9 protein-coding genes and 2 pseudogenes are annotated in these 17,579 nt (G+C 62.2%); 10 read left to right on the top strand and 1 reads right to left on the bottom strand.

Annotated features, from left to right (window positions below):
• The first annotated feature begins 1 nt into the window (after window position 1).
• The 3 genes from ACQP1G_RS17330 to ACQP1G_RS17340 all read left to right on the top strand — a co-directional run bounded on the left by ACQP1G_RS17330 (window position 2) and on the right by ACQP1G_RS17340 (window position 11,036).
• Window positions 2-8,731 (top strand): hypothetical protein, encoded by an 8,730-nt coding sequence (locus ACQP1G_RS17330; RefSeq protein ID WP_433205090.1) that lies wholly within the window; start codon window positions 2-4, stop codon window positions 8,729-8,731.
• A 31-nt stretch (window positions 8,732-8,762) separates the two neighbouring features.
• The gene (locus ACQP1G_RS17335; protein WP_433205093.1) at window positions 8,763-9,302 is read left to right on the top strand and encodes a hypothetical protein; all 540 of its coding nucleotides are present in this window, start codon (window positions 8,763-8,765) and stop codon (window positions 9,300-9,302) included.
• Window positions 9,303-9,449: 147 nt separating this feature from the next.
• Entirely contained in the window at window positions 9,450-11,036 is a 1,587-nt protein-coding gene (locus ACQP1G_RS17340) for a hypothetical protein (protein ID WP_433205096.1), read from the top strand.
• Between the two features lie 105 nt (window positions 11,037-11,141).
• Here the strand turns inward: ACQP1G_RS17340 and ACQP1G_RS17345 are convergent.
• Window positions 11,142-12,055, bottom strand: a pseudogene (locus tag ACQP1G_RS17345) (IS982 family transposase).
• Window positions 12,056-12,178: 123 nt separating this feature from the next.
• Between ACQP1G_RS17345 and ACQP1G_RS17350 the strand changes: the two are divergent.
• The 7 genes and pseudogenes from ACQP1G_RS17350 to ACQP1G_RS17380 all read left to right on the top strand — a co-directional run.
• A complete protein-coding gene (locus ACQP1G_RS17350) occupies window positions 12,179-12,556 on the top strand; it encodes a glyoxalase superfamily protein (protein ID WP_433205099.1) in 378 nt (125 codons plus the stop codon).
• A 396-nt stretch (window positions 12,557-12,952) separates the two neighbouring features.
• Window positions 12,953-13,537 carry an IS110 family transposase gene (locus ACQP1G_RS17355; protein WP_433205102.1) on the top strand — a complete coding sequence of 195 codons (585 nt, stop codon included), beginning with the start codon at window positions 12,953-12,955 and terminating at the stop codon, window positions 13,535-13,537.
• Complete coding sequence (locus ACQP1G_RS17360) at window positions 13,506-14,303, top strand: transposase (RefSeq protein WP_433205105.1); 798 nt, start codon at window positions 13,506-13,508, stop codon at window positions 14,301-14,303. The genes ACQP1G_RS17355 and ACQP1G_RS17360 overlap by 32 nt, the downstream gene beginning before the upstream one ends.
• A gap of 24 nt (window positions 14,304-14,327) precedes the next feature.
• Window positions 14,328-14,708 carry a hypothetical protein gene (locus ACQP1G_RS17365; protein WP_433205108.1) on the top strand — a complete coding sequence of 127 codons (381 nt, stop codon included), beginning with the start codon at window positions 14,328-14,330 and terminating at the stop codon, window positions 14,706-14,708.
• The gene (locus tag ACQP1G_RS17370; protein WP_433205111.1) at window positions 14,708-15,775 is read left to right on the top strand and encodes a hypothetical protein; all 1,068 of its coding nucleotides are present in this window, start codon (window positions 14,708-14,710) and stop codon (window positions 15,773-15,775) included. Before ACQP1G_RS17365 ends, ACQP1G_RS17370 begins: the two co-directional genes overlap by 1 nt.
• A 399-nt stretch (window positions 15,776-16,174) precedes the next feature.
• Window positions 16,175-16,630, top strand: a complete 456-nt coding sequence (locus tag ACQP1G_RS17375; protein ID WP_433205114.1) for a DUF4254 domain-containing protein — start codon at window positions 16,175-16,177, stop codon at window positions 16,628-16,630.
• A gap of 317 nt (window positions 16,631-16,947) precedes the next feature.
• Window positions 16,948-17,551, top strand: a pseudogene (locus ACQP1G_RS17380) (carboxyl transferase domain-containing protein); the annotation flags it as partial.
• Between the last annotated feature and the right edge of the window lie 28 nt (window positions 17,552-17,579).

Raw genomic sequence — 17,579 nt, forward strand, 5'->3', positions numbered from 1 at the left:
CGTGGAGATACCCGATGGTCTGAAATGGTTGGAGTGGGTCGCCGGATCCGAATATCCCGACGGCGACCCTGAACGCATGCGCAGGTTAGCCGAATACCTACGGATATTCGCAGACGGACTGAACAGAACCGCCCTCCTGGTCGACGAGGCGGAAAAGGCTGCGGTGGATGCGTATCCCGCTGGCGCTGGTATTGATCAGATCATCAGCAGATTTGTCAGCATGCGCAAGTCGCTGGAAGAGCAGGCCACTTTCGCCAACAGCCTTGCCGTAAGCGTGGATGGCGTTGCCACGGAGATCGAGTACGGGCAGTGGATGATGATCACCTCGCTGGCGTTGTTGGCGGGGGAGATCGCGATAGCCTGGATGTTCCCGGCGACCGCGCCGGGGGTGGAGGCGGCCGCGATCGCCGGTGCCCGGTTCGCGATTCGCGAGATTGCACAGCGGGTGCTGACGTCGGTGGAGCGGTGGGTGGCGAAGCTGGTTGGGGAGCGGGTCGCTGCTGTCGCGGTGCGGCACGTCGCGATCAATATGATGAACGGTGTCGTTCCGGACCTGGCGATCCAGCTGCGTCAGATCGGTAGTGGTCATCGCGACGGGGTGGACTGGGGACGTGTCACCGTCGATGTGGTGAGTGCTGCGGCTGGTGCTGCGGTTGCGGGCCCGCTGGGTGAGGGGATGGGGAACGTTCTTGGTAGTCGGTTGCCCAGCAGCTGGTTCGGGACTGCGCTGAATGGTGGGCTGACCGGAGCCGGAGCCGGATTTATCGGGGCGGGCGCTGGATTCATTGCGGGTGTGGCGGCACAGTTCGGCATCGATGTGAAGAAGGTCGGCTGGGATCAGGCTATCGCTAACACGAATGTCGATATCGATCCGCGCATGGTTGCCGGTGGCATGATCGGCGGTGCTCTGTCGGGCAGTAACAAGGCACTGTCCATGCAGCATTACCTGAACTCGCCGAAGTACCGGACACTGCCGGTCGAATACGGAGTCGGAGGTAACGGCCAAGGCAAGAAGCCGGTAACTCCTGAGCCCAAGCCGCATGCAGGCGTTGCCGAGGCCAGCAACGATCAAGCGCGGACCCCGCTCGATCGTGGCGCCCGCCCGGCCGGTGGCGCCGAGACGAACCCGAAGTCGAAGGGCGGTTCGTTGGTGGCTGCGGGCCCGGATCTGATCGGTGGCGCCGAGACGAAAGTGGGGTCGGAGGGCGGTTCGTTGGTTGGGGGCCGGGCTCTGATCGGCGGCGCAGAGATGAATGTGGGGTTGAAGGGCGGTTCGTTGGCTGCGGGCCCGGCGCACAACACAGCTGAGTTCACCGCGCACGCCGGTGACCGCAGTGTCTCAGAACTTCCGGGTGGGAACGGATCTGATTCAGATGCCCATTCTGGCACCGAGCTCGCTGGCGAACAGCAGAGTACGAGTGAACACCATTCGGCAGTGTCACGTAGCGATCAGGCCGATGTGGAGCGTGAGCAGCGCACGAATCTTGTTGGGAACGGACTTAATTCGGAGCTGCCCGGACAGTCTGCCAGGCGCGATGGCGGGGCGGATACCGTAGCGGTGCTCGGGCACGACGAGCAATCTGAGTCGGCGCAGTACTCTGTGCCGGATTCTCAATCCCCAGGGCGGCCGGCACCTGCGTGGTCTCGGGGGGCGGAGCGGCCTCATCGGCTGAGGACGCCAGAGGCCCGCGAGAAGCTGGAGAGTCTGGTTGAACATATCGCCGAGGCCGCTCAGGAGACCCGCCGCGCGGGCGCGGCGGTGGCCGACCTGCCGCAAGTACCCGCTCGCGTCGATCGCTACCAAGTGGCCTGCGACCGCGAAAATCGGCTGCGCGCGATCGCCACAGCGGTTGCCTGGCGGGATGTGTTCGACGCGGCTCGCATCGACCCACTGACCTTTGGGCCCGACACGACCGCGGTGACGGAGGCGCTCGACGCGGCTGGGATCCAACCAGGCCGCGACGGCGTCGGCTTTCGTCGTGGCAAACGACCGGAGCTGTTTGTACTGTTCCGGTCGCCGGAGGATGTTCCTGGGCCCGACGGGTGGCGGTCGCTGACAGGCTTAGCTGACATGAAACTGCGCTGTCAGTTGGTGCAGGTGGATGATTTCGGGAAGGTCACTGTAGTCGACCTACACGCGACGGATCCGGAAAGTGTCGCGGAGGCGCATGCTGTCGCGCCGGAGAAACCAGTTGGTGGTTTACCCCCGGAAGCCGAGGTTCGGGTTCTTTCCGAGAACACACCCGGGCAATCGGTTGCAGAGGAAGCTTCGGTCGCGGCATCGCAGCAACCGGAGATGCGCCAGCCGACCGATAAGTCGACACAATCGGAAGTCGGGCGAACCGCTTTGCAGCGGAAGATCGAGAAGGCCACCGGTGTTGAACCCGATCCGGAAGATGTCCGGGCGCAGGCGGCGCTGCGCGACTTCTATGAAGGCCAGGAGGCCGCTCAGCGGATTGTGATCCACCCTCCGGATCCTCAATCGTTTCCGGGGCCGCAGGCACACCCGGAGTCTCGGTACTGGATATGGGGCGGGACATTCGGGCATGAGGAGCCCCATCGGTCGACAGCGGTCGTCCAAACTCTGCACGGTTTGGATGTCGCCGCTGAAAAGTGCAGCGAGGGCTACACTGCGGCAACCCGTCTGCTGGACAGCAATGGTGTCCCATATCCGGACCGCAGCACTCCGCTGGAACTCGAGCGGGCCTTGACGAAGTACGTCAGGGATGAGTCAGCCGACCGGCATCGAGCAAGGAGCGGCGCCGACTCTCCGGAGAATGTGCCGGGTCGGTTCCGTGCTCGCCGAGGTAAACCGCGGCTTGAAAACATCGTCAAGCTATACGAGGCTGTCGGTCGCTACCGTGAGGCCTTCGATAACGTCGCTGCGCTGCGTCGCAAGGCCGGAGACGTTCTCGTGCAGCGCGTGCTCGACGCGGCTGGCCTGCGACCACACGAGACGGCCACAAACACCGTGCGGGAGGCATTCGTCGCGGCGGCTGGCGGCCAACAACCGTTCGAGAGCTCAACGGGCGCCGCGACCATGTGGACAGTGTTCGACACGGATGGTTCCCTACTGAGCCAGGTCGGCTACGGCTTTCTGCCTGGAGAACCGCGGACGCTGCTTGTAGTGTCCACGGACTTGGGGAGCGCCGCTGGGCCCGTCCTGCGGCAGGAGTTGGCAGATCGAGGCATCGCCGTGCGATATGTGCATGTGAGCGTGGATGATTCGGATCTGGTGCATGCTATCGAAATGCGTCCGCCGACGGTGGACGCGGCGTCGGCGTGGTCTCAGAGGCCGCTGCGGATCTCTCAGCTGGTATTGGCGGAGCCCGGGGATTGGACGCCCGGGTGGGAGTGGACCCATGTGCCGGAAGCGCCGGAGGCTCACGAAAGACTCCAAAGTTTGGGTGCAGACCTCGCAGCGGCCGTTACCGAACGTAAAGCCGAACAACGCGCGCTGGCCGCTCTGCCACGCCGCAGTGGTTTCGATCCGAAGGGCAGCACTCCGCGGGAACGCTACGAGGCTGAATCGGGTTACCTCACCGCCGAGTTGGCCCGCATCGATCGAGCGATGGGCCGCTATGACGTTACTCAGGAGCAGATGGATCAGTTCGACGCACGGCGGGCCGAACTGTTGCTTGAACGTAAGAAGCTACTCGACACTTTCGGTCGCTACAGCGCGGCTGTCTACAGCGAAGATCGGCTGCGCCAGGAGGTTGCGGATGAGGCCATGTGGGACATGGTCAACGCGCCCGGCGGCCTACCGCGGTCGAAGATCAGCGTGACCGCGTATGAGGTGCTCGGCGCGGGTGGTTTCGGTCTCCGCCGTGTCCGCTTGCTCGATCGCGAAACGCTGCTTGTTGTGTCCGCGGTGTCGGAGCATCTTGCTTGGTCCGACCTGCGGCGGGACCTGGCAGGGCTAGGTCTTGAATTGCAAATTTGGCAAGTACGCGTGGATAATTCGGGTCGGGTGCTGGTTACTGAAATGCATCCGCCGACAGATACGGGTGGATCATCGATACCTGCTGTCATGCCGAACGAATCAGTCGGTGCACCCTCGGCTTCAAAGAAAGCGCCGATCGCGGCGTTTCAGCACCTAGATGTACCGCAACATCCGGATTTGCAGTTGTTGTCGGATCGGCTGAAAGCCGAACGCACGTCGGCTGCTGCGCGTCGAGATCACTGGCTGAACTCGCGTGATAACCTAGTGGAGGAGCTGAACGTCGATCCGCCGCAGCTGGAGAGTGCGCCGAACGACGTCCTGGACGAGCTGAAGGAGAAGCCGCCGGACGAGGTATCCGTCGATGAGATTCCGCAGTACCGCCGGAATGTCCATGATTTCGAGCAAGTGATCAAGGAACATCGTCGAGCCCACGATGCTGTCGCTCTGATCGACTCCAAAATCAAGATGCTGTCCGGGCTGGTGTCGGAGCGCAATATGTTGGTGCATCAGCTAGTCGAATTGGATCGACCGGCGGACGGTGAACGTGCAGGTGATGAATTCGAGCATAGGGCCGTCGAACATCGCCGGATCAGGGAAGCGATAGCAACCATCGACCGCGATATCAGCACGCTGGTGGATGGGGGCACGGCGCGCGAGTACTATAACCGGCTGCTGGAAGTCCGAAACGCTATTACGCAGGATCGCGATCTCCATCGTGTCGAACGTGACAAATTAGCTGCCAACTACAATCTACGGAATCCCAGTCAAGACTTGGGCCTGAGTGCCTTGTCGACGACGATTGACAAATTGCGTTCCGGAAAGATCGATTATAAGACGGTCATTGTCGGTGAAGGACCTCCGATAGTGGTTTCGGAACGCACGACTACAGCCGAGATGAAGCTGCGGGAGCGAGCGATCGACAAGCTGCAGGGTGCCGCCGACCGGTTCACTGAACTGGATTTGAAGGTTCACGATCTGGATCGTCGTATCGGGGTCTTCCCTGACAATGAGATGCATGACAGCACGCCCGCGGTCCTGGCCGAACTGGATTGGATCAGCGCAGAACACGCTCACGCGGAACAGGCCGCCGAACCGTTGCGGGCTAGGCTCAAAGAGTTGGCTGCACAGTTGGGTGTGCCCAGATCGCGCCTCGGCCGTGCCGAACTACCCGCGACAATCGCGGAGTTGCGGAAGTCCGTGCCGGGGGCAGAGGTGACCGAACATGACCAACTTGCACGGTTGATCGAAATCGCGGAACAAATGATTGTGACCGATTATGAGATCGGAATGATTCGGGATCGAATGATGCTACTTGCTGGTGCCGGCAGCGAATATATCGAGTCTGTCGGCGGTCGCATGGTCACCAAAGAGGTCGGCCTGGTCGGTGGCAGTCCCGCACGGATTTTTCTGCTCGTGCCCCAGGAGGGGCTGGAACACCCTCGCGCGGGCCTCAGTCCGGGCGGGGAAGCCGCACGCACGCGCGATGCCGCGCTGGCGAAGGCATTTCGGCAGCCGGACACGATCGTGGAATACATTGCCGATCGGGATGTTCTGCGGAGAACCGTCGAGTCCGCCGGCGGCCGCATGATCAACGATGAGGTCGGCATGGCCGATCGCGTTGATTCGCAGATCTATGTGTTGGGGCCTCGTGGGGAGTTGGAACATCTCCGTACGCGCCACGATTCAGCCTTGGACGCCGCGCTCGGGACGCGCGCAATTGTCTTGGAGCCCAGTGACGCACGCATGCGCGATGACGCACTGGTACAGGCGTTTTCGCTGAGGGAAACGACCGTAGTATACCGGCAGATCGTAACCGATCGGCTCGGCCGGTGGCGGCACGAGGACCTCGAGCCGCCAATGCGCCTGATCGCCGATCGCAATAGTTGGTCGCGCGATGAAACCGCGCAGATGATGCCGACGATGTGGCTAGATGGAGACGGGAACTGGCATAACGTAGCCCCTGCCTCGACGCATTTGCAGGGTAGCGTCGGAAAACCGATCACGGCGCTTAAGGAGTGGTTCGAAGAATTCCCCGCGGGCATTCGCGCAGGGTTTCCCAGAACTTTCCAGGCCTGCTTTCAGCATTTGTTTGTACATGATCGTCCGCCCGTCGATCAGGATAATCGTCCGCTCGTCGACGCGAATCTGTTGCCCCGTATGGTGGGTGGTGGCCCGATGATACCTCCGGGGGTGCAGACCTATACACTGCCTGGCGACGGTAATTTGGCGAACGGGCCGACGCTCGCCGTGGAGATCGCCAGACTGTTCAGATTCAGACTACGGGGCGATCTGGAAAACCCATGGCGAATTCGACCGCATGCCGAAGGACACCCATGGTTCCGCAAGTCGATGCGCCGCAAGCTTGCCGCGGTCTCACAGCCGATGGTGCTCGAGGATGAGGCGTGGTCTCAGAGGGATCCCGCCTCACCAGTTGAGGAGACCGACGGTATGCGGCGTGCCCGACAGGCATGGGAGCAAGTGCAGAGCTGGGCGAATAAACACTACGAAATCTTCCGTGCTAAGGGCATAGATCTTGTTCGCATATCGGATAATCTCAGGCTGTACGACAAGGAACAAGTTACAGAACGCGCCAACGAAATCGTCGACCTAGTTGCGGATGCGCGGCCGCGGGATATCGACACATGGCTCGAGAAAATGATCCGCCGACAACTTCGGACTCTACAGGACCCGTCTCAATATATGACTGTGCGTCAGCGGATTCTCGATGAGTTTGCGCTACATCGACGCGACGATTACAACGCGATTGCTGAGCGGATCAGCGGCCAGTTTCGTGACGAACAACCTGGGGATGCCCGCATACTCGTAGACGAAGTGGCCGAGTTGGTTCACTGGCGGCCGCGTCAGGAGGCGGTCGCCATGGTCGCTGATCGGCTTGCCGGTGGAGCCATGTACAAGGGTCAGCTACTCAAAGTCGTGTTCACCCTTGACGAGTTGAAGAATATCGAAGCCCATCTGCTGCACAAAAAGTATTGGGTGCTGGACTATTTCACCGGAGACAAGATAAAGAAACGCTTGGATGCGGTGGCCGATGTCGTCGAAGCGTTGCATCGGCTCATCGACGGTGTGCCGCTGCCGAATGACATTCTCATGCTGAACGACGCGCTGGCCGAGTATCGCTACCTGGACGAGAATCCTGGTGCGAGGTGGCGCGACGCCGACAACGATGTGAAGCGTCTTGGGTGGGACTATGACGGCGACCGGGCTCCGGCAGCCAAGTGGCGCGAGAATACCCCCTATTATCCGCCGCGCCGGGATCCCGAAGAGAACAGCGAAACCGGTGCTGGGGAATCGGAATCGGAATCCGAGCATCAGAGGGCTGTGGGCGACGGATCGGTTCGACGGCAGGGCGAATACGAACGGCGGACGGCGCCCGAGGAGCGAACCCAAGCCGAGCCGCGAACCAAGGCTGAGAACCAGACCGAGACCGAGATTGAGCGAACGGAAGTCGCGCAGCAGCAGACTGCGCCCGAAAAGACCGGGCCCGCTGAACAAACCCATTCGCGTCGGCGGCTGGATATACGGCCGTATATGCAGTCGCGTATTCCGCATCCGCCCAGGTTCTACAGCTTCGACCTGCCGAGTCAGCTCTCGCCTCCGGTGCTGTCGGGGCCGTTGCTGCCGCCGGGTGTCGGACCTCCCCGTCCGCCGGTTCCCGCTGCTCCTCCGGGGCTGTCGCCAGGGCCGGGTATCTCGCCGAATAGTCCGTTCCCGCCGGAGCTGCCGCACAGTCCGGGGCCGGAGCGGCCGCATAGTCCGGGTGGCGAACCGCCGAGTGGGCCGGGTCCTTCGCAGCCGGAGTTGAGGCCGCCTGTTCATCCGGATGCTCCGGTCCCGCCGAATTGTTGGTTGCTGCTGGTGCCGCCGCTGCCGCCGCTGTTGTTGTTGCCGTTGCTTTCGTTGTTGCCGTTATTGCCGTTGCTTTCGTTGTTGCCGGCTATTCCGGGTTTCCCGTTTCCGCAGTGGCCGGGGACGACTGGTTCGGGTTCGGGGGATGGTCTTGGTGTCCCGGACTCTTCTCAGGTTCGGGGTGGTTCGGAGGGGGCGGAGGTGAATCCGTCTGTTGGTCGGGGTGTTCCGGTGCCGTCGGATGGTGGATTGCGGTTGCTTCCGGATCTTCCGCAGTTGCCTGCTGTGGCGGGGTTTCCGTTTCTGCGGTTGCCGGGGGCTGGGTCGGGTTCGTCGGGTGGGGTGGGAGATGGCCATCCTGGGTGGCCGGGAGTCGTGCTGTCCGATACTGGTTCGGGGACCGGTGTCGGCGCGGGAGTGCCGGGTGTGCCGTTGGTGCCGCCGTTCGGGTCGGCGACGGCCGCAGGGGTGGAGAACCGTCGGTCATTGGGCGGTCGTCGCTGGCGGCAGGGAGGTGGTGTGGGTGGTGCGATGCAGGATCGGATCTTGGTCAGCCCGATCGGGTTCGGTGCGCTCGCGGAGTTCGATCCGGTGACGGGGGAGTTGTGTGAGGTGGCGATGGCTGTGGGTGGTGTGTGGGGAGTTTACGGTGATTTTGGTGGTGTGGTGGTGGTGTTTTATCGCGGTGTTGATGGTTTGGGGGTGCGTGTCGGTGATCAGGTTATTGATCTGGATGATCCGGCGATCGGTGTCGTGTGGTCTGAGCTGGGTTCGGAGTCGCGTTTCGTGGTGACTACGTTTGGGGTTGTGGTGGGTGAGTTCCGGTATCCGGTGGTGGCTGCAGATGCTGATCTGGGGTTGTTGATTCGTGATGTGTTGTCGGATCCGGTGCGTCGGGATCGGATTTTCACGTTGTCGTGAAATTGATGCGATCGCACTTGGAGGAGATTCGATGGCGCAGGTGGCCTACTGCAAATTCTGGGACCCGGATCATTCCCGGCCGCTTGGTGTCATGAGCGCGGACACGGCACGCTCGTACGACTGCAGCGGGTCGTCGTACGTGGTTGTTCTGGGAGATGTCGCCAGCCCCGATGCCGTACTCGATATCAACTGGCGTGAGAATCAATTCAGCGTAAGCTTCCTCGATGATCAAAAGCGGCTGCAGTTGTGGCACGAATTCCGGCGGGTGGATGAGGGGCGAATGTTCCTGTTCACCATGACGAGTTGGCAGTACAGCAGCGACGACCAGCGCGGCCCTGACGACGCGAATGTGATCCATGCGCTACAACTTCGACCAGACGGCACCGTGCAAGCCGATATCTGGGACGGAAATACCGGTCAGTGCTGGGTGTCGGATATAGCGGAGGTGTCGGTGGACATGTGCTGGGAGCCGGTGCCCGAATTCGGGAACTGGGCATCGGTCAGCAGACTCGACCGAACAGCGGATGGCGCTCGGCCCACGCAGCCAGTGGAGGAGAATCGAAGCTCATAATCATGCAGAACTTGGGGTATTGGAGCGCCGCTTGTAGGTCGCGGAAGATGCGGCTGTGTCAGGATGGACGATGACAGGGCTCGCGCCAAAAGGCACGCCTGTGGGCGTTGGCGGGGCCGGGGGTGCAAATGAGGAGATTGCGGCGACGTGAACGGCCCAGACGACGAGGCGCGCCACAACCAGCCGCTGGATCCTGCGCTCGGTGCCGAATCGGTTCCGGAGAGCGAGCACGCGACAGAGCCGGGCCCGGATGTAGCGTTCATGGCGGATTCGCTAGAGGGTGATGTCCCCGATGTGGGTTTCACCTTGATGGGTGGGGCTCCGCAACCGGAGGTCGATATCGCCGGGCAGGCGAAGGAGATTACGCATCGGATCGCGCGCGGGCTCGCAGCTGGGGGTCCGCAGGGGTGGAGTCGGCTCGATGCGGTCTTCGCGTTGACGACGGCCGCCGAGGTCGCGGTGATCTCGTTCTCCGATGATCAGCAGCGGTCGGTGCGGGTGCAGCCGGCCGAGGATGTACTCGCCTTGGTCCGGGAGCATCGGCAGCTGTCGGCGCAACTCGGCGACGGACCCTGGTGGCGTTTCGTCTTGTCGCTCAACGTGACCGGTGAACTCGAGGTCGACTACGACTATGGCGACGAGCCGTTCCCCGAGGATCAATTGTTCCCGCCGCAGATCTACGCCGCCGACCTGGAGACGTACCCGCGCAACTCGCTGCCGGTCTGGATGGCCGCCTATCTCGGCCATGCCGGTCGGCAGTCGCGGACACCGCAGGCCGCGGCTGCACAGGCTTCGGCCGACCGCGCGGAAGATGTGCAATCAGTGGTGTGCGAGAACGATTTTCCGGCGTTCCCAGTGATGTGGTCGCGCTGGGCAGTGATCGCAGCGGCCTTCGTTGCCGCCCAATCGCAGTGGGGCCCACGGGTATTGCCGGCATTGGGCTGGTTCGAGGGCGCCACACGCAGTGGTTCCACGCTGTACTCCCTGCCGGGCGGACGTGCCGTGCTGTCGGGCGGCGTATGGAATGCGCCGGAACTGGATGTTGCCTACAACGGCGACGGGGCGCTGCCGCAACTGTACGCAGGCGCTCCGGAGTGGGTCGCGAATCCCGTGCTGAATCCGCGGGGAGCCAGCGGCTTGTTGTCGTTCTGCTACTGGTATGAGGGCGGCCGGTGGCATCGTGGTGAATCGGTAGCTGCGGATCGGCTCGGTGCCGCGGTGCCGGGCATCTGGACCGCTGACACGGTGGCCGATGTGGTCATCCGATTGGTCGCCGAGGAGCCGACCGATCGGCAGCGTGCGGCCGTCGCGACTTTGATCGCGGCGGCCGAGGTGGGTGTGGTCACCCGCGACACACTCGTTGATGTGTTCGGTGACGACGAAGGCTTCGATGTCGACGGCGCCTTCTATCAGCTCACTCTGGCTGGTGCCGCCATGACGCTGCCGGGACCGATGTCGCAGCAGTACGCGATCGCTCAGGTCCGGCAGTTCATCCTCGATCGTGGTCTGGACACATCCGGGTATCCGCTGGACGAGTTGCGGGCGGATCGCCTCAGCGTGGGTTGGATGGTGTTCGTGCCGACGCGTCCCGGCGAGATCTCGATCGGCCGGGCGATCTTCTACATCGCCGATGACGGTGTGCTGGAACAGTCTTCGTCGTCGGTGGCCCCGTCGGTGTACATCGCGGAATTCGAGCAGCGGTTCCAACAACGGCATGGGGCGGTGGGCGCGTGATCGGATGGAATTCTCGATGTGATTGATACTCGGGCACTGCGACAACAAGCAGATGCACACTCGACGCCACCGAGAACCAGCGCCGAGATGGTTGATTCCAAGGGGTCAGTGGTCAAACGCGGTCAGTGAGCGGTGGATTGGTGCATCAGTCTTGTCGCTGTGCCAGATGGCGGCGTTGAGGGCGAGGATGCGTTGCAGCACGCGTACGGTGACCCCGGCGATGGTGTGGCCGCCGTGTCGTTCCATGTCGAGTTGGCGTTTGAAGGTGTCGACGATCGACTCGACGACCTGACGCAGCGGTTTAACAGCGCCGATCCCGGGCGCTCGGGCTCGCCCTTGCGGGTCGGGCGCAGCAGCCGCAGTCCGGTGTCGGCTAGTTCGGTTTCGACGCTGGTACCGCAGTAGTTCTTGTCGCCGATCACCGTTTGGCCCGAACGGTCGGCGACGAGGGCAGGTCGGCGTGCAGGATGCCCATCAGGACCTCGCGTTCGTCGGCCTCGGCGCCGTTCAACGCGAACCCGATCGGCAGTCCGGCGAGGGTGGCAATCATGTGCAACCCCAAGCCCCAGAAGTAGCGCGAGTGCGAGGCGCAGAAGCCGTACTCGCCCATTCCGGCCAGGTCGGAACGCTTGACCGTCTCGCGAGAGCGTCCGCACTCGACCGGAGTGGAGTCCACGACCCACACACGGTCGGTCCACAGTGTGGTGTCGAACGCCAGGGCCCTGATTGCGGCTGGGATAAGGGCGACGGCTTTGCGGAGGCGCTTGTTGTAGCCGGGTTGTTCGGGCAGATGCCGGAACAGGTACCGCCGGTGAGCGTGGGCGTACCGCAGCCACCGGGCTTCGGAGGTCAATCCGAGCAGCGCCTGCATCACCGCCCAGGTGACCAGTTCGGCGTCGGTGAGTTTCGGCGCGATCCCGACCGGCCGGGCGTGGCGGGGTGAGGTCGGGTCGGGCCTTCAGCAGGTTGTCGATGATGACATACAGTGCAGTGGCGAGGGTGTTGATGTCGTTGTCCACAACTGCGATCTACAACGCCCTCGTCCCGTGTCCCCGGCAGGACACGCCCGCGAAACCGGCTGCAACACAGACTTGTTCGTACCAGCACTGGCCAAAGGTTGGCATCGGATAGCATGCGCAGGCATGGCTGCAGACTCGGTTCGATTCGTTGTGCCCGTGCCAGTCCTGCGGATCTTCGATGTCAGTAAGGCGTACGAGTTCTATCGCGACTATCTCGGGTTCACCCTCGACTGGGAGCATCGGTTCGAGTCGGGGCTGCCGCTCTACGCGCAGCTGTCGCGGTCGGATGCCGTGATTCATCTGAGCGAGCACCACGGCGACGGCACTCCCGGCACGGTGGTGTGGATCGCCGTCAGCGATATTCACCGGCTGCATGCCGAATTGGCTGCCAAGGATTACGGTTATGCCCGGCCCGGTGCTCCCGAGAACGGGCCCGGCGGACCGGGATTCGCGGTCATCGATCCGTTCGGCAATACCCTGCGCTTCGCCCAGCCTGACTAGCCTGGCCCAATCGGGCGATCAACTACCACCGCCATCCATCGTCGACATCACGCGTGTCTGGCGACCGGACCGGTCGAAACCCGAACCGCCAACACTCCTCCCGCGTGCAGGTCTACCGCGCTCCGCGAGCCCGCCTTGGAATCAGTCATCTAGCCAAGTTGTCCCTGGTGGGGCGCCCGTTCCGGGCTGAAAATTGTGTGGTGGTCGCCTTGTCGACGCCGTCTCTCTATAGTCCTTCGAGGCCGTCGTCTAGTCGGGCGTTGGGGTCGCGTGTGAGCCCTTCATTGTTGCCGTCGTTGTTTGTAGAGCACGAGGATTAGATTCTGCTTTCCCTGTGTGATTCCACGGGGCGACCACCCCAGGAAGTACCGGTTCCGGCGGTGAGGACGGACAGCGATGTTGGCTGAATCCCATGATGAGGAACAGATCATTGCCAGGGTTGCTGCCCTGGATATCGGCAAGGCCGAAGTGGTGTGCTGTGTCCGGGTTCCCGCGGATGGTGCCTCGGGCAGAGGGTTGCAGGAGGTTTCGACGCATTCGACGATGACCCAGTTGTTGACGGAGTTGGCCAATCATCTGGTCGAGTTGGGTATCGAGCGGGTGGTGATGGAGGCGACGTCGGATTATTGGAAGCCGGTGTTCTACTTGTTCGAGGCGCACGGGCTGCAGCCGTGGCTGGTCAACGCCCGCGATGTCAGGCATCTGCCGGGCCGGCCCAAAACCGATGTGCTCGACGCGGTCTGGTTGTGCAAGGTCGCCGAACGTCAGATGCTGCGCCCCAGTTTCGTACCACCGGTGCCGATCCGGCGGCTGCGGGATCTGACCCGTTACTGGATCGATCTCATCGGGGCACGCACGGCGGAGAAGAACCGGGTCGAGAACTCCTCGAGGATGCGTGCATCAAGCTTTCGGTGGTGGCGCGGATATTTTCGGGGTGTCCGGACGAGAGATGATGGCCGCGTTGATCAGCGGCGAGCGTGATCCGAAGGTGCTGGTGCAAAAAGCGCGGTCGCGGATGCGCACCAAGATCGGCCAGCTGGAGGAGGCGTTCAACGGTCACTTCGGCGACCACCACCGGTTTCTGCTGGCCCGGATGCTGGTCCGGATAGACGGTATCACCGCCGACATCGCCGCCCTCGACGAACAGATCGAGGCGCAGTTGACCCCTTTCGCCCCGGCGGCTGCGCGCCTGGATGAGATCCCTGGCATCGGGCCGGTCGCCGCCGCGATCATCATCGCCGAGGTCGGGCTCGACATGTCCCGGTTCCCGACCGCGGGGCACCTGTGTTCCTGGGCGAAGTTCTCCCCAGGCATCAACTCCTCGGCTGGCAAGTGGCGGTGTAGGCCCGGCTCAGTAGCCTGTTCTACTTCGTGTGTGCTGTGGCAGTTTCGAACATCACCGTCCCTTCCGATGATGCCAGCAGGCTCTGGCGCCACCGAGAAATGGGATCGCGACCTCTGCCGCGTCTCAACCGGTATCGCCGTCAAATGCAATGGGGAATTTCCGAAAGGCGCTACGAGACAACCGGATAACAGTCACGACCGCGATCGTGTTGGCCTCGCTCTCGCATCCTGGATCATCGAGAACCGGCAGGCCGGCACCAGGAATCAGAGTGTTTATCGTCGAAAATGTCCGGAACGGACGCCAATATTCGCGCTGTGGCCATTGCAAACAGGTCCAGCTACCGCTAACTGCGGTTTCCCTTTACTGTTCACCTCGCTAGGCTTCGTTCGACGTCTCGGGTGATTCGGGGATAGCGCGGAAAGACAAGTGGTCGAAGCCGCGGTCGCTGCACTCGAAGTTCGTAAAACCGACCGTGAGGATAATTGGGGCAGTTCAATGGGTAATCTCTCTGTGGTGCCCAACGCGGTCCGCATAGTGGCTAGAACACTGGCGTCGGACGACATCACGAATGCGGGGAACATCGATAGGATGAGCCATGTGTCCGGTAAAACACCGGCGGTCGGTCTCGTCAGCGGCGATTCTTCAACCGAATCCCTCGGCGTATTGACGCTGCATACCACAGACGTCGACGAGTCTGCGGTACGGTCCAACCGTCTGCCAGCAACTGCGTTCGGTTCGGTAGCCATTTTCGACGACAGCTTCATGGGCTCACTCGCGGTCGGCGGCAATGAGGTCGAAGGCCACTGATGCGACCGCTTCTCTCCGTCTACGACACCGGACTGATTGCCCCCGCCGACGATCCCGCCGCTGCGGCTGACCATCCCGCAGCCCTTCAGGGACGACCACCCGGGCCGATCCTCCACAGCCGCGTGTGCGGCACCCTCAACGGTGCCCAAGACGTCGTGCCCAGCGCAGACGATGCGTTGAATAAAGTGCCCGCCACCGTGGGCCCGGTGCCGTTGGCCACAGCTGTGCCCGCACAGCCTCAGTCATCGCCTCAGCCTGTCGACCCCGTCGGTGTGCTGATGCAAGGGCACGCACTACCTGGCTTACCGGGTGCTGATCTGCTGCTCAAACCGTTCCTCGACCTGCTGTGCAGCCTCGGCGCCGGCGACTCGAGCGCGCTCGACCTAGCGACAATTCTCTCCAAATCTTCCAAGGTCATCGATGTGGAGATGAAAGTGGGAGTGGATGGCGAGAAGACGGTCGATTTGACCTGGCTGAGCAAACCGGTGAGCGGTGCTCGAACTGCTTGGCGGAACACGAATTTGCGCGGCGAGGACACCAAAGACTATAGCCTCGACATCTTCAACGTACTCGAGCAGGCCGCCGCGGTGGTGCAGACTGGGAATGTCCGCCTCACCGCTATCGTCCGATCGTTCGCGGTGTCGATGGCGGCGGCAGCACCCACAATCATGCGGCCGACCACGCAGGCCGCCTTGATTGCGTCTGCCACCGAGAACCTCGGCCTTGCGGTCGCAGTCGTCAATGCCACACACGGCGAGCTGGCCGGCTACATGGCTCAGCTCGACGGTGTGCTCCAACGGATCTTCAGTGCCAGCGGTTCCATCCCACGTCAGGTCACCAAACCAGTGGGGGTGGACCCCGGAGAGGTGATTCGGTCGATGGTCGAGGATGGCCTGCAGAGTTCCGAGACCACCAGCATCTCGACCGCAGACCAACCCAACTCCGATGAGTCCGTAGCAATCCAGCCTGAATTGACGGCGGCGACTGTGCTGTCGCTCGATTCCGTTCGTCCCGGCTCGCCCGAAAAGCCCATAAGAGATGAGTTCGCGGTGACCGATCCCGACTGAAATGAATATCCATCTAGTTAGCGCCACTTTCTCGCCGATGATTTTACCAATCCCGACCCCTAGGACTGGAGGTTATCGCGTCCGCAGGATCGGAGCGCTGCATGTTGTGGATGCCGCCACCTATGGGTTGCCGATGCGCGGCTGCCTACCGATCTGCACATGTTGGGTATTCACCAAGCCAACCGCGGTGGCGGAGTCCGATCACACATACCGCGGATTAACTGTGTGAGGATTAGGAGGACGTCGTGGTGGGGTTCGGGTCGATGCCGGTCCGGCAGGGCAGTTGGCTTGTTGTGCTCGACGCGGGGCGTCGGCCGAATACGCCTCGGTCCAAGCGGTCGGCCGACGTCATTTCGGGCGGCGGGCTTCGGTCGCCTTTGCACGCAGGAGGTGAGTGCGATGTCGGCATCGGCAACCGCGAAGAGTATTCCCGGTAGAGACCAACTCCTAGCGGCCATCCGCGGCTGGGAGTACGAGTTTCACCCGATGCTCAACGCCGCTTATACGCTGATGCGGTTGCATCAAGGGGCGGTCACGTTCACCGAGGCGGCCCAATGGGGGCTTTTCGCTGATAGGCGAATCATGCTCATGCGTGGCATCGACCGGTGGGTTGAGGGGGCAACCCCCATTCCGGACGCGGAGGCATTCCTGCACACCGAGACCGTCGGCTCCGTCGTCGACCGGCTGGCTTGGATATCGGCCATGCTGTCGGAGGCTGAAGACGAACCGGACGACGTGTCGTTCGAAGACATCTGGACACAGCTTGACGATATTGCCAACGGCTACCAAGATCTCGTCAACGATCTGTGCTCCGGAATCAAACGTGTGCCCGTAATTAGCAAGGCGTGGCCCTGATCGGGTCGTGCGGCACAAACTTTCGAGTTGGTAGGGACATGTTCCAAGGATTCAGGTGGCCTCCGAACCCAGGAGCCCAATTCGCGTACTGCATTCTCGCCAGCGGTTCCCGTGCTGACAAGGGTTACGCGCCGCCCAATCCCACCCACCCATTGGAACGGCTTAGACCTGGTGTAGGTGGACTCAGGCGATACGGTCACCACGTCGCACACCTGGACGAGCTGCCCAGGTACGTGCCCACCGAAACGCGTAGCGTTGGCTATCCGAGAAGGCGGGGACGTCATTCCGCCGCATTTCCCATTCGAAACTGTTCCGTCGGGAATTCAGTGGGGGTTGTCACAAATCAGTCGATGGTGCTTTCCGTTGCGATCGACGCCCGCAGCGCTGACAAGGCGGCGCATTTCAATCAGCTATGCGATGCTTTCAATCTGCCGTTGAACTTCGTCGTCGATACGCCGGGTGTCCTGCCGGGGGTTGAGGAGGAAGAGATAGGCGTCATCAAGCGCGGTGGCAGGTTCTTCTTCTCCATTAGCTTGGCGACAGTGCCGATTGTGACGGTGGTCGTCCGCAAAGCTTTCGGCGGTGGATATGCGGTGATGGGGTGCAAAACAGCTCGGCGCCGACATCAATCTGGCATGGCCGACCGCGCGTATTGCAGTGATGGATGCAGAAAGCGCGGTCGGCATAATCGGTCGCAAACAGCTCGACGCCGCAGGCGAAAACGCGTACGTGATTCGCCAGCACATAATCGACACGTACAACGAGACCGTCGCAACTGCGTGGGTTGCGGCAGAGCGTGGCTACATCGACGCTGTTATCGAGCCCGCAACGATCTGGCTCGAGCTACGCAAGGCCCTGAAGCTGTTGCGAGACAAAACATGCCCTCCCAGCACCGGTAGGCGGTTGATCTGGCCGCTCTGAACCGCCGACAAGATAGATGATATGCATT

Source organism: Nocardia sp. CA-107356, assembly GCF_050946365.1.
Lineage (GTDB): Bacteria > Actinomycetota > Actinomycetes > Mycobacteriales > Mycobacteriaceae > Nocardia.

What these genes read in the sequence shown, in the direction of transcription:
- ACQP1G_RS17335 (WP_433205093.1), top strand. Translation starts at nt 8,763, where the DNA reads ATGGCGCAGGTGGCCTACTGCAAATTCTGGGACCCGGATCATTCCCGG.
- ACQP1G_RS17350 (WP_433205099.1), top strand. Translation starts at nt 12,179, where the DNA reads ATGGCTGCAGACTCGGTTCGATTCGTTGTGCCCGTGCCAGTCCTGCGG.
- ACQP1G_RS17355 (WP_433205102.1), top strand. Translation starts at nt 12,953, where the DNA reads ATGTTGGCTGAATCCCATGATGAGGAACAGATCATTGCCAGGGTTGCT.
- ACQP1G_RS17360 (WP_433205105.1), top strand. Translation starts at nt 13,506, where the DNA reads ATGATGGCCGCGTTGATCAGCGGCGAGCGTGATCCGAAGGTGCTGGTG.
- ACQP1G_RS17370 (WP_433205111.1), top strand. Translation starts at nt 14,708, where the DNA reads ATGCGACCGCTTCTCTCCGTCTACGACACCGGACTGATTGCCCCCGCC.
- ACQP1G_RS17375 (WP_433205114.1), top strand. Translation starts at nt 16,175, where the DNA reads ATGTCGGCATCGGCAACCGCGAAGAGTATTCCCGGTAGAGACCAACTC.